Source organism: Actinokineospora alba, from assembly GCF_004362515.1.
Classification (GTDB): domain Bacteria; phylum Actinomycetota; class Actinomycetes; order Mycobacteriales; family Pseudonocardiaceae; genus Actinokineospora; species Actinokineospora alba.
In genome coordinates this window covers 6,644,338-6,657,308 of the sequence record NZ_SNXU01000001.1, presented here as the reverse complement: position 1 = coordinate 6,657,308, position 12,971 = coordinate 6,644,338, and the positions used below count along the sequence as shown (strand labels likewise).

The window sequence follows — 12,971 nt, the reverse complement described above, 5'->3', positions numbered from 1 at the left end:
TCAGCCTTTCAGGGCGCCAGAGCGGAGCCCGGATACGAAGTGCCTCTGGAAGACGACGAAGATGACGATCACCGGGACCACCGCGATCACCGACGCGGCGAACACCAGGCCCCACGAGGTCGAGTACTGGCCCTGGAACAGTGCGATGGCGATGGGCAGGGTGCGCTTGTCCGGGTCGTTGATGATGGTCAGCGCCCAGGCGAACTCGTCCCAGGCGCCGAGGAAAGTGAAGATCGCCGCGGTCGCCAAAGCCGGGCGCGACAGCGGCAGCATCAGGTTCCAGTAGACCCGCCACGGCCCGGCGCCGTCGAGTTCCATGGCCTCCTCCAGTTCCCTGGGCACGGACTGGAAGAAGCCGCGCAGCAGGAACGTGATGAATGCGAGCTGGGCGCCGACGTAGAACAGCACCAGCCCGAGCCTGCTGTCGATCAGGCCGAGGTCCCTGGCCACCAGGAACTGCGGGAGAATCAGGATCATCCCCGGGATCATCAGCGCCGCCATCAACGCGCCGAACAGCACGGACTTGCCGGGGAAGGTGAAGCGGGCGAAGGCGAACGCCATCATCGACGACAGCAGCAGCACTCCTGCCACCGTCGCCACCGCGACCACCGCGCTGTTGGCGAAGTACAGCGCGAAGCCGCTGGAGCTCAGCGCGTCGGTGTAGTTGCGGGTCGTCGGGTCGGCCGGGAGCAGCTTGGGCGGCAGCTCCAGCACGAGGCTCTGGTCGGTGAACGACGTCGAGATCATCACCAGGAACGGTGTGATCGTCAGCAGCAGCCCGGCCACGAGCACGAGGTATACCAACGGGTTGCGCCGGGCTGTCCGGTCACTGTGGACAGACACGCTAGTCCTCCTCGGAATAGCGGAACACGCGGAACTGCACGACGCTCAGCGCGAACACGATCAGCGTGAGGAGGTAGGCGATCGACGAGCCGTAGCCGAAGTCGAGGAAGTCGAACGCCTGCTCGTACATGTAGGTGAGCAGCACCTGGGTGTCGTTGCCCGGCCCGCCGCCGGTCATCAGGTAGATCGAGGTGAACGCGTTGAACCCGCCGATCACCAGCATGATCGTCACGAACGCGACAGCCGCGCGCAACATCGGCAGCACCACCGAGAAGAACCGCCGGGTGGGGGAGGCCCCGTCGAGTTCGGCCGCCTCGGTCAGCTCCTTGGGCACGTTCTGCAGCGCCGCCAGGAAGATGATCATCGACCAGCCGACGCCCTTCCAGATGCCCAGCGCGCAGATCGCCACCATCGCGGTCCACCGGTTCTGCAGCCAGGCGATGCGTGTGTCGGTCACGTGCAGGAGGTCGACCAGCACGTAGTTGACCAGCCCGGCGTCGGTGACGAACAGGTAGCGGAACAGCAGCGACACCACAACCCAGCTGGTCACCACGGGCAGGTAGTACAGCGCCCGGAACCAGGTGCGCCCCTTGATGGCCCGGTTGAGCATCAGCGCGACCAGCATGCCCAGCGCGAGCTGCGCGGGCACCGTGGCGAGCATGTAGACGCCGGTGTTGACCAGCGCTTTCCAGAACACCGGGTCTTCGAGCGCCCGCAGGTAGTTCGCGACGCCGACGAACGTGCTCTCGGCGCCGGGCAGGATGTTCCACTCGTGCAGGCTGATCCGGAACGCCTGCGCCATGGGGTAGGCCATGACCAGGACGAACACGGCGAACCCCGGCAGCAGGAACAGGTAGGGCACGCGCGCGGCGCGCAGTCTGGTGCTCAGCCGTGGGCCGCGCGGCCCGCTCCCGCGTACGGGAACGGAAGCGGGTCGCGCGGTGGCTTCGGAAGCCAGGACCGACACGGTGTCAGTCCTGCGCCAGCACGGCGTCGATGGCCCGGGCGGCGTCGGTCAGCGCCTGCTGCGGGCTGACGGTGCCCTTGAGGGCCTCCGCCACGTGCTGGGAGAGCAGGCTTTCGATCTTCTTGTACTGCGGCACCGGCGGGCGCGGGCGGGCGGTCTTGAGCTGCTCGACGAAGATCCCGTAGTAGGGCTTGATCGAGGTGAGCCGCGCGCCGAGGTCGGCGAGCACGGGCATCTGGCCGACCTTGGCCATCTCCAGCTGTGCCTCGTCGGAGAGCAGGTAGCGGATGAACTCGCCGCCCGCTTCCTTGTCCGGGCAGGACTTCGTCATCACGATGTCCTCACCGCCGACGACGGAGACACTGCCGCCGGGACCCGCGGGCATCTTCGAGGTGGCCACGGTGACACCGGGGAACTGCTTCTCGTAGATCGGGAACGTCCACGGACCGTCCAGTGTGGACAGGTACTCGCCCTTGGCGATGCCCTCGTCGGTCGGTGTGCCGCCGGTGCCGCCGAGCATGATGTCGGGCAGCTGGCCCTCGTTGCGGAGGTCGACGAGCAGCTGCACCGCCGCGACGCTCTCCGGCGAGTCGAGATATCCGGAGGCCTTGGTCAGCTCAGGATTGAGCAGGTCGCCGCCCGCGGACCAGATCCACGGCAGCAGGTTCCAGCCGTCGGTGCCACCGTCGGCGAACGCCTTGACGGGGGAGCCCTTGAGCTTGGCCGCCGCCGCCCGCACGTCCTCGAACGTCTCCGGCGCCTTCTCCAGGCCCGCGGCCTTGAGCGCGGCGGGGGTGTACATCAGCACCCGGGTGTTGGTGTCGAGCGGCAGGCCGTAGTACTTGTCGCGGTACTTGTTCGTCTCCAGCGGGCCGGGGAAGGTCCGCTTGGCCAGCGCGTCGAAGTCCTTGAGCTTGGCGTCGAGCGGTTCCAGCACACCGAGCTTGGCCAGTTCCGGCACCCAGACGATGTCGCTGCGCAGCAGGCAGGGCAGCTCCCCGCCCGCCGCGGCGCCGAGCACCTTCTGCCGCAGGGCCTCGTCCGGGAAGGGGACCTGCTTGACCTTGATGTTCGGGTGGGCCTTCTCGAACGCGGGGATCACGACGTCACGCAGTGTCTGCAGTTCCTCGCCGGTCTCGTTGTACCCGTGCCAGTAGGTGACGGTCACCGGACCACTGCTCGGCTGCTCTCCCGACGAGCCGCAGCCCGCGGTGGCCAACGCCGTCGCGGCCAGCATCGCCAGCACCTTCGTGCCTGTCATGGCATGTCCTTTCAGTACCGGCCAAGACAGGCCGGGATTCAGCGGCTCGCGGGCGACACCCCGACGGCGGCCTGGATGACCAGGCAGGCCGCACCACGTGCCCAGAGGTCGTCATCGACGACGTCGATGATCAGTTCGCAGTCCTGCGCGGCGGTGGAGAAGCTGTGCGCGCGCCAGGCGGCCTGCAGCGAGGGGCCGAACAGGTCGTAGGCGACCGCGCCCTCGCCGGACAGGATGATCTTTTCCAGGTTGAGCAGGTTGCAGAGCGTGGCGAGGCCGCGGCCGAGCGCCTCACCGGTGTTCTCGAACGTGGCCTTGGCGGCGGCCCCGCCCGTGCCATGGTCGTCGTGCGCCAGCCGCATGGCCTGGGCCAGCGTCTTGCACTTCGGGCCGCCGCGCTCCTCGATCCCGCGCAGGATCGCGCCGGTCGAGGCGACCGCCTCCAGGCAGCCCCGGTTGCCGCAGGTGCACTTGGGACCGCGCGGCGAGAGCGGGATGTGCCCGAGTTCGCCCGCCGTCCCGGACGTGCCGGTGTGCAGGTTCCCGCCGATCATCAGCCCGCAGCCGATGCCCGCGCCGACCGAGACGACCGCGAAGGAGGCGGTGTCGCGGCCCTTGCCGAACCAGTGCTCGGCGATGACGAGCGTGCTCATGTCGTTGCTGACGACCGTGCCCAGTCCCGTCGACTTCGCCAGCGGGCCCGCGATGTCGACCGATTCCCAGCCGAGCACGCCGGAGCGGACGCAGACACCGGCCGCGGTGTCGACGTGCCCGCCGACGCCGACGCCGAGTCCCAGGACGGTGGGGACCTCGGGTCCGCGGCCGGACAGCAGCTCGCCGACCAGTTCCGTCGCGGCGGCGAGCACCAGCTCCGGCCGCGAGCTGCGCAGCTTGCGGCTTCCGCGGGCGGTGACCCTGGCGGCCATGTCGGTGACCACCGCCGTCACGTGCGCCGGGTGCAGCTTGACCCCGACGACCGCGTGCCGCTCCGGGTTGACCGCGAGCATCCGCTGCGGCCTGCCCGCTCCGCCCTCGGCGGGTGCGACGCCCACTTCGAGCACGTAGTCGGACTCCAGCAGCGGGGTGACGACCTTGGTGACGCTGGACGCGGACAGCCCGGTGCGCTGGGCCAGCTGGGTGCGGGAGAGCGGTCCGCCGCTGAGCAGCGCCGCGAACACCTGCGCCCGGGTCTGCTCGCCGATGACGTCGGCAGCGCCGCCGGGCCTGCCGTAGGTGGGGAAGGTGAGCGTGGGCGAGGTTGTCGCCTGTGCTGTGCTCCGGCCGCGGGATTGGCCGCCGGGGGTGGGGCTGTCGGTGTTCATCGCTGCCTCTCGGTCCCTCCGCTCCGTCCGGAGTGGAGCCATCATCAGGTCTCAAATTTCGTGTGTCAAGAAATTCGGCGGAAATCCCCCGCACGTTCCGTCACTTTCTTGACACACGAAATTCACGGTGTCACGCTTCCGGGACTCCCGACTCGGAGGCGCCCAATGCCAGCCACCTCGTCCGTCGTTCGTCGCCGGTTATCGCGTACTGGCCTCACTCTCCTCTCCACCGCGGCCCTCGTCGCACTCACCACGCCGCCCACCGCGCTCGCCGTCGGCGACGTTTTCGTCACCGACGTGTACGTCGACAAGGCGCGCTACGCACCCGGCGCCCAAGTGCCTGTCGTGGCCGTGTTGAAGAACAACTCCGGGTCCGGGTGGACCGGTCCGGTGCAGCTGTCGATGACCCACCTCGCCCAGGGGGCGGGCTCGGTCTCGCAGCAGGCGAGCGTCCCCGCCGGACAGCAGGTCGCGGTCACCCTGAACTGGACCGCCCCCTCGACCGACTTCCGCGGCTACCTCGCCGAGGTCACCGCCGACGGCTCCAAGGACGTCACCGCGGTCGACGTCTCCAGCACGTGGACCCGCTATCCGCGCTACGGCTACCTGCACGACTTCCCGGTCGGTGAGACGACCGAGCAGGCGCGGGCCAAGGTCCAGCAGCTCGTGCGCGACTACCACCTCAACGCCGTGCAGCTCTACGACTGGATGTGGCGGCACGAGAAGCCGATCAAGCGGGTCAATGGGGTCGTCGCCGACACCTGGGACGACTGGTCCGGCATCCCGATCGCGCGGCAGTCGGTGGTCAACCAGATCGACGCCGCCCACGACGCGGGCGTGGCCGCGATGCCGTACGCGATGACCTACGCGGGTCTGCAGGACTACGAGCAGGTCTCCGGCGTCTCCCCGACCTGGGGTTTGTTCAACGACACCGCCCACGCCCAGCAGTGGCAGTTCGACTTCGGCGACATGGACCCGCAGACCAACCTGTGGATGTTCAACCCGCAGGACCCGAACTGGCGTGACCACATCGTCGGCGAGTACGTCGACCAGGTCGACACCATGGGCTTCGACGGCGTCCACATGGACCAGCTCGGCGCGTGGCAGGGCACCTACCACACCCACGACGGCAGTCCGGTGCCGCTGACCAGCAGCTTCTCCGGGATCGTGGACGCGGCCAAGGCGGCGCTCACCGCGAACGACCCGAACCGCGCGGTGACCGCGTTCAACCTGGTCGACGGCGCGGACGGCGGGTTCGGCGTCGCCGACGTGACCGCCAACGCCGACGTCGACTTCCTGTACTCCGAGATCTGGGACGCGGCGCCCACCTACCAGTCGCTGAAGAACTACGTGCACGCCGCGCGCCGCGACGCGCCCAAGGTCGACGGCGCGAGCAAGGCCATGGTGCTGGCCGCGTACATGAACTACGGCGAGAACCTCGGCCCGCGCTACGAGGCGGAGAACGCCACGCGCAACGGGGTCGGCGTCAACACCAACCACACCGGCTACACCGGCACCGGGTTCGTCGACGGCTACGGTGACGTCGGCGACTGGGTCGAGTTCAGCGTGACCGTCCCCGAGGAGCGCGACTACTCGCTGAACTTCAGCCACGCCAACGCCACCGGCGCCCCCGTCTCGCGCACTCTGCTCGTGGACGGCGTCGACGCCGGGACGGTCCGGTTCCCGTTCAAGCCGACGCACAACAGCTGGGACACCTGGGACTACGACGCGTACAAGGTCGTCCACCTGACCCCGGGCACCCACACGCTGCGGCTGCGGGTCGACACGGCGGGCTGGGTCAACCTCGACAACCTGACGCTCGGCACGTTCGACGAGGCGTCGGTGCGCCTGACCAACGCGGCCTTCGCGGCGATGGGCGCGAGCCACATCGAGATGGGGGAGGGCGGGCAGATGCTCACCCACCCGTACTTCCCGAACCACTACAAGCAGATGCCGAACTCGCTCTCGGCGTGGATGAAGGACTACTACGACTTCACCACCGCGTACGAGAACCTGCTGTTCGACGCGGTCAACACCGACTCCGGGGCGCAGTTCGTCAAGCTCAGCGGCGTCGCCACCAGCCCGGACGCCACCGGCAACACGGTGTGGACCAACCTGTCGCGGACCTCGACGCACGACGTGATCAACCTGGTCAACCTCATCGGCAACGACGACGTGTGGCGCAACGCGGCGAGCACCGCGCCGACGCTGAACAACATCCCGGTCAAGTACTACATCGGCCCGGACATGAATCCCACCGGCGTCTACGTCGCCTCCCCGGACACCAACAACGGTGTCAGCGCGTCACTCCCGTACACCACGGGCACGGACTCCTCGGGCCGGTACCTTCAGTTCACCCTGCCGTCGCTGCGGTACTGGGACATGGTCTACATCCCGCGCGGCTTCTCCCCGCCCGCCGCCGACCGGTACGAGGCCGAGACGGCGACCAAGACGGCGGTCACGGTCGGCACCGACCACGCCGGCTACACCGGCACCGGGTTCGTGGACAACTTCGGGCCGTCCGACAGCGGCGTCTCCTTCGTCGTCCAGGCCCCCACGAGCGGCAGCTACACACTGAAGTTCCGCTACGGCAACGGCGGCGCGCCCGCGGTGCGCACAGTGGCGGTCGACGGGGCGATCCAGTCCAGACCCACCTTCGGTGGCCTGGGCAACTGGGACACGTGGTCCGACGTGGCGGTGACCGTCCAGCTCTCGGCCGGGCTGCACACCGTCGTGCTCTGGCGCGGTCCACAGGACACCAACGCGATCAACGTCGACCACCTGACCGTCACCCCGAGCTGAGCGGAGTCTCCGATGCGCCGAGCAGCGCTGCTCGCCACCGCCATTGCCCTTGCCACCACAGCGATAGCGACCGTTCCCGCGCACGCGGCGGGACTCGGCGCGGTCACCGGGGTGACCGTCACCGGCGACACCCTCGACATCTCCGTGGGCGCCGACAACCTGATCGTCCAGGTGCTCCGGCCCGACATCGTCAAGGTCGACTACCGGCCGGGCGGCGACTTCGAGGCGCCCACGCAGGTGATCGACCCGGCCAAGACGTGGGGGAGCGGCAACACCGCCTCGATCGACACCGCGTCCGACCCGATGGTCGTCACCACCGCACGGCTGACGGTCAAGATCGACAAGAACCCGGCCCGACTGTCCATTTACGACTCCGTGGGCGCGCTGGTCCTGCGGGAGCAGGCCGCCGAAGGCGTGCACCCGGACGGCGTGAAGTTCACCCACGCCGCGGGTGACCGGTTCTACGGCATCACCAGCAGCCCGGTGCCGTGGGCGGAGAACGACCCGAAGCAGAACCTCGCCGAGGGCATGCAGCGCAACGACGGCGGCCGGGTCAGCGCCAACCAACAGGGCGACGCCGGTGCTCCGCTGGCTTACACGAACCGGTACGGGCTGCTGGTCGACTCGGTCGACGGCGACTTCGCGATCACCGACACCGCGCTGGAGTACAGCGGGGTGTCGAAGGTGAACGTCGCGTACTACGTGACGGTCGGCGCGCCCAAGAACACCATGGGCGCGGTCGCGGAGATCTCCGGAAAGCCCGCCATGTCACCGAAGTGGGCGTTCGGGTTCAACAACAGCGAGTGGGGCAGCGACCAGGCCGAGGTCGAGGCGATCGTGCGGGGCTACCGCAGCCGCGGCATCCCGCTCGACGCGTTCACCCTGGACTTCGACTTCAAGGCCTGGGGTGAGGACGACCACGGCGAGTTCCGCTGGAACTCCACGTCCGGTGCTGGCAACGTCCATCCGAACAAGTTCCCCGACGGCGCGTCGGGGGCGTTCGCGGCGACCATGGCCGCGGCGGGCGTGAAGCTCATGGGCATCATGAAACCGCGGGTCATCGTGGAGAAGGCGGGCGGCGGGAACACCGTGCAAGGCCAGTGGGGCAAGGACAACCACTGCTTCTACCCCGGCCGCGCCGACTACCCGGAGTACTTCTCCCACCGGCTGGCGAACGACGTCGACTTCGCCAAGCAGCACTGCCGGGAGTGGTTCTGGCAGCACTCCAAGCCGTTGGCCGACACCGGCATCGCGGGCTGGTGGAACGACGAGGCCGACGAGGCAGGCGGGTATGTGTTCAACAGCCTGCAGCACGTCAACATGCAGCGGTCCCTGTATGAGGGGCAGCGGCTGCACACGGACAAGCGAGTCATGTCGCTCAACCGAAACTTCTACCTCGGCGGGCAGCGCTACGGCTACGGCATGTGGTCCGGCGACATCGACTCCGACGCGACGACGATGGCGAACCAGCGGACCCGAATGCTGACCGCGGTCAATCTCGGCGAGACCAAGTGGGGCATGGACATCGGTGGCTTCTCCGGCGACCCGACCGCGCAGACCTACGCGCGGTGGATGCAGTTCGGCGCGTTCGTCCCGCTCTACCGGGTCCATGGCACGCACAACAAGCAGCGGCAGCCGTGGGTGTTCGGTCCGACCGCGGAGCTGGCCGCCAAGGAGGCCATCGAACTGCGCAGCAAGTTGATGCCGTACATCTACGCCCACGACCGGGCCAACCACGAGACCGGGATCGGCCTGGTGCGGCCCCTGTTCGCCGAGTTCCCCGACGACCCGACCGCGGCGAACCTGACCAGCGAGTGGATGTTCGGCGACTCCCTGCTGGTCGCCCCGGTGGTCGAGCAGGATGTGGCGAGCAAGCGGGTGTACCTGCCGGAGGGGACATGGACCGACTGGTTCCGCGGGACCAGCTACACCGGCCCGGTGACGATCGACTACCCGGTGAACGCTTCCACGTGGCGTGACATCCCGCTGTTCGTGCGGGAGGGCGGGATCGTGGCCACCCAGGACGTCCAGCAGCACGTCGGGGAGAGCGTCGTGCGGCAGCAGGAACTCAACGTGTTCCCCGGCTCGGCGACCTCTCAGGCCACTGTGTACGACGACGATGGGGTCACCAACGGGTATGAGAACGGGTCGTACTTCAAGCAGCGGGTGACCGCGCGCCGGTCGGCGGACTCCGTCACGGTGACGACCGATCCGAGGACGGGAACCTATGCCACGCCGCTGACCCATCACGTCGTGAAGGTCAACAAGTGGTCGGGCACCGGGGCGACGATCGACGGGACGGGAGCGCAGCGGTACGACAGCCTGGCCGCCCTGAAGGCCGCGCCCGGCGAGGGCTGGGCGACCGGCACCGACCAGTACGGCCCGTACACGGCGGTGCGCGTCGCCGTGGGCACGGCCAAGCAGGTCGTCGTCGCCGGATCGGCGCCGGGAACCGCCACCACGTCGACCGTGGAGGCGGAGAACGCCGCCCTGTCCGGCGGCGCTGGGCAGGCCACGAACCACGCGGGACACTCGGGCGCCGGGTTCGTTGACGGCTACTGGAACGTCGGCGCCACCACCGCGTTCACCGTCACCGCGGCGAACGCGGGCCGCCACGCCGCGACCCTGCGCTACGCCAACGCCACCGGCGCGCCGCGCACGCTCAGCGTCACGGTCAACGGGGTACGGGACCAGCTCACCCTGCCGCCGCTGGCGAACTGGGACACCTGGGGCACCCAGACCACCCAGGTCTCCCTCCGACCGGGCGCCAACACGATCACCTACGCGCGCGGTCCCGCCGACAGCGGCGACGTCAACCTCGACTCGCTGACGCTCTCGGCGGACGCGCCCCGCTGCGGCGCCAGACACCAGGCGGAGGCGGCGGCCCACTCGGGCGGGGCGCGCAGCGCGTCCAACCACGTCGGCTATTCGGGCGGGGGTTTCGTCGACGGCTACTGGAACACGGGCGCCACGACCACCTTCACCGTCGACGCGGCGACGGCGGGACCGCACGCCGCGACGCTGCGCTACGCCAACGCGACCGGGTCGGCGAAGCGGCTGACCCTCGCCGTGAACGGCACCCACTCCGAGATCACCCTGCCCGCCTTGCCCAACTGGGACACCTGGGGCGAGCACACGGTCCAGCTCCCGCTTGCCGCGGGCGCCAACACCGTGGCGTACAAGCACGGGCCCGACGGCGACGTCAACCTCGATCACCTGGACGTGGCGCCAGGTGCGGCGCCGTGCCGGCTGGTGGTCGAGGCGGAGACCGGGGCGCTGACCGGTGGCGCGCAGCGCGTCGCCGACCACGTCGGCTACTCCGGCAGCGGCTTCGTCGACCGGTTCACCGCCGTCGGCGCGACGGCGACGTTCACCGTGCACGCCCCCGCCGCGGGCACCTACCCGCTCACCGCGCGCTTCGCCAACGCCACCGGCGGCGCCCGCACGCTCACCAGGACCGTCAACGGCACGCCCGTCCCACTCACCGTCCCGGCCATGGCCGACTGGGACACCTGGATCAGCCAGACCAGCCAGGTCGCGCTCACCGCGGGCGCCAACACGATCTCCTTCTCCTACGGCCCAACCGATTCCGGCAACGTCAACCTCGACCACCTGGTCGTCGACTTCTGAAGGGCCCGCCATGGCGACCGTGACCTATGAGGCAGCCACCTGCCAGTACGACAGCGCCGACCAGCCCGCGGTGGACGCGCTGGACCTGGCGATCCAGGACGGTGAGTTCCTGGTCATGGTCGGCCCGTCCGGGTGCGGCAAGTCCACCTCGCTGCGGATGCTCGCCGGGCTGGAGCCGGTGCGCTCCGGCAGCATCCGCATCGACGGCCGCGAGGTGACCGGGCTGGCGGCCAAGGACCGGGACATCGCCATGGTGTTCCAGAACTACGCGCTCTACCCGCACATGACCGTCGCGGAGAACATGGGTTTCGCGCTGCGCATCGCGGGCGTGCCGCGCGCCGAGCGCGACCAGCGGGTCGCCGAGGCGGCGCGGCTGCTCGACCTGACCGACTACCTGCACCGCAAACCCAAGGCCCTGTCCGGCGGACAGCGCCAGCGGGTGGCCATGGGGCGCGCCATCGTCCGCTCGCCCAAGGTGTTCTGCATGGACGAGCCACTGTCCAATCTGGACGCGAAGCTGCGCGTGCAGACCCGCGCGCAGATCGCCGCGCTGCAGCGCAGGCTCGCGGTGACCACGGTGTACGTCACCCATGACCAAGTCGAGGCGATGACCATGGGCGACCGCGTCGCGGTCCTGCGGGAGGGCGTCCTGCAGCAGTGCGGCGCGCCGCGCGAGCTCTACGACACCCCGGCGAACGTGTTCGTGGCGGGGTTCATCGGCTCGCCCGCGATGAACCTGTGCGAGTGCCCGGTCATCGACGGCCGCGCGGTCATCGCGGGAACCGCCGAGATCCCGGTGCCGCGTTCGCCGGGCCGCGCGGGGACGGTGACCATCGGTTTCCGCCCGGAATCACTGGACCTGGTCACCGGCGCCACCCGGCAGGCGTTCCCCGTCACCGTCGAGCTCGTGGAGGAACTCGGCGCGGACGCGTTCCTCTACGGCCGTGCCACCGCGGGCGGCCCGCAGGTCGTCGCCCGGGTCGACCCGCGCACCCCGCCGCGGCCGGGATCCAAGGTGTGGCTGGCACTTCGGCCGGGCTCGGCGCACTTCTTCGACACCGTCAGTGGGGAACGATGGCGATGACCCTCTCGATCAGGATGGCCGACATCGCCCGCGCCGCCGGGGTGTCGATCACGACTGTCTCGCATGTGGTCAACGGGACCAGGTCCGTCGCGCCCGCCACCCGGGCCAGGGTGCACGAGTCGATGCGGCTGCTCGGCTACGCCCGTGACGTCGGCGCCCGGCCCGCCAGGGCGGCGACCAGGGCCATCGGCCTGGCAATGACGGCGACCGCGTCGGACGCGTACTGGGTCGACCTGATCCGCGGCGCGAGCGCCGCCGCCGAGGCGGCGGGACTCGGCCTGGTCGTGGTCGACACCCGGGACGACCCCCGGCACGAGGCGTCGGCGGTGGCGACCCTGCTCGACCGTGGCGTCGACGGGCTGATCGTCGCGCCCGCGCACGGCTGGCGGGACCTGCCGTGCCCGGTCCTGCGCGACGTGCCGGTGCCGTTCGTCGTGGTCGACCGGTTCTGCGAGCTGCCGGTCGACCAGGTCGGTGTCGAGAACGAGGCGTCGGCGGCCGCGGTGGTCGACCACCTGCTCGCCATCGGGCACACCAGGATCGCCATGATCGCGGGACTGCGCGGGCTGTCCACGAGCGAGGAACGCGTGCGCGGCTACGAACTGGCCCACAAGATCCGGCAGGTGCCGACCGACGTCGCGCTGCTGGCCTGCGGCGAGTCCAGCTACGAGGGCGGGCGCAAGGCGATGCTGGACCTGCTGGAGATGAACCCGCCGCCCACGGCGGTCTTCGCCGCGAACAACAACATGGTCATCGGCGCGATCGCCGCGCTGCGCGCCGCCGGTGTGCACGTGCCGCAGGAAATGGCGGTGGTCGGGTTCGACGACTTCCCGTGGGCGGACTACTTCGACCCCGGTTTGACCACCGTCGCCCAGCCCGCCGGGACGATCGGGGCCAGGGCCGCCCAGCTGCTGCTGCGGCGCCTCGACGACGACGCCGCGCCGTGGCAGGTCAACCGGTACCCCGCCGAGATCATGCACCGGTCGAGCTGCGGCTGCGGTCTGCCGCGCGCCCTTGCGCCTTTGGCGGTATGACCCCGTATTCTCCCAGGCATTTCCGCAT

The 12,971-nt window shown here is 69.7% G+C and carries 8 protein-coding genes; 4 read left to right on the top strand and 4 right to left on the bottom strand.

The genetic code is table 11. The features are described 5' to 3' along the window. From C8E96_RS29985 to C8E96_RS29970, 4 genes are read right to left on the bottom strand one after another with little or no spacing between them, the layout of a single operon-like run. Nucleotides 1–843: a carbohydrate ABC transporter permease gene (locus C8E96_RS29985; protein WP_228769994.1), complete on the bottom strand. Its 843-nt coding sequence runs from the start codon at nt 841–843 to the stop codon at nt 1–3. 1 nt (nt 844) lies between these two features. Next, complete coding sequence (locus C8E96_RS29980; RefSeq protein ID WP_133794890.1) at nt 845–1,810, bottom strand: carbohydrate ABC transporter permease; 966 nt, start codon at nt 1,808–1,810, stop codon at nt 845–847. A 4-nt stretch (nt 1,811–1,814) separates the two neighbouring features. After that, nucleotides 1,815–3,071, bottom strand: coding sequence for an extracellular solute-binding protein (locus C8E96_RS29975; protein WP_091377378.1), 1,257 nt, complete (start codon nt 3,069–3,071; stop codon nt 1,815–1,817). Nucleotides 3,072–3,109: 38 nt separating this feature from the next. Beyond that, nucleotides 3,110–4,393 (bottom strand): ROK family transcriptional regulator, encoded by a 1,284-nt coding sequence (locus C8E96_RS29970; RefSeq protein ID WP_166658166.1) that lies wholly within the window; start codon nt 4,391–4,393, stop codon nt 3,110–3,112. 165 nt (nt 4,394–4,558) lie between these two features. Between C8E96_RS29970 and C8E96_RS29965 the strand changes: the two genes are divergently transcribed. Genes C8E96_RS29965 through C8E96_RS29950 form a run of 4 tightly spaced genes read left to right on the top strand, consistent with a single transcriptional unit; the run spans nt 4,559 to nt 12,943 of the window. Continuing rightward, complete coding sequence (locus tag C8E96_RS29965; RefSeq protein WP_091377384.1) at nt 4,559–7,195, top strand: glycoside hydrolase family 66 protein; 2,637 nt, start codon at nt 4,559–4,561, stop codon at nt 7,193–7,195. 12 nt (nt 7,196–7,207) lie between these two features. After that, nucleotides 7,208–10,825 (top strand): TIM-barrel domain-containing protein, encoded by a 3,618-nt coding sequence (locus C8E96_RS29960; RefSeq protein ID WP_133794888.1) that lies wholly within the window; start codon nt 7,208–7,210, stop codon nt 10,823–10,825. A 10-nt stretch (nt 10,826–10,835) separates the two neighbouring features. Beyond that, nucleotides 10,836–11,909, top strand: coding sequence for an ABC transporter ATP-binding protein (locus C8E96_RS29955; protein ID WP_091377387.1), 1,074 nt, complete (start codon nt 10,836–10,838; stop codon nt 11,907–11,909). After that, nucleotides 11,906–12,943, top strand: a complete 1,038-nt coding sequence (locus tag C8E96_RS29950; RefSeq protein WP_166658165.1) for a LacI family DNA-binding transcriptional regulator — start codon at nt 11,906–11,908, stop codon at nt 12,941–12,943. Before C8E96_RS29955 ends, C8E96_RS29950 begins: the two co-directional genes overlap by 4 nt. Nucleotides 12,944–12,971: the final 28 nt, after the last annotated feature.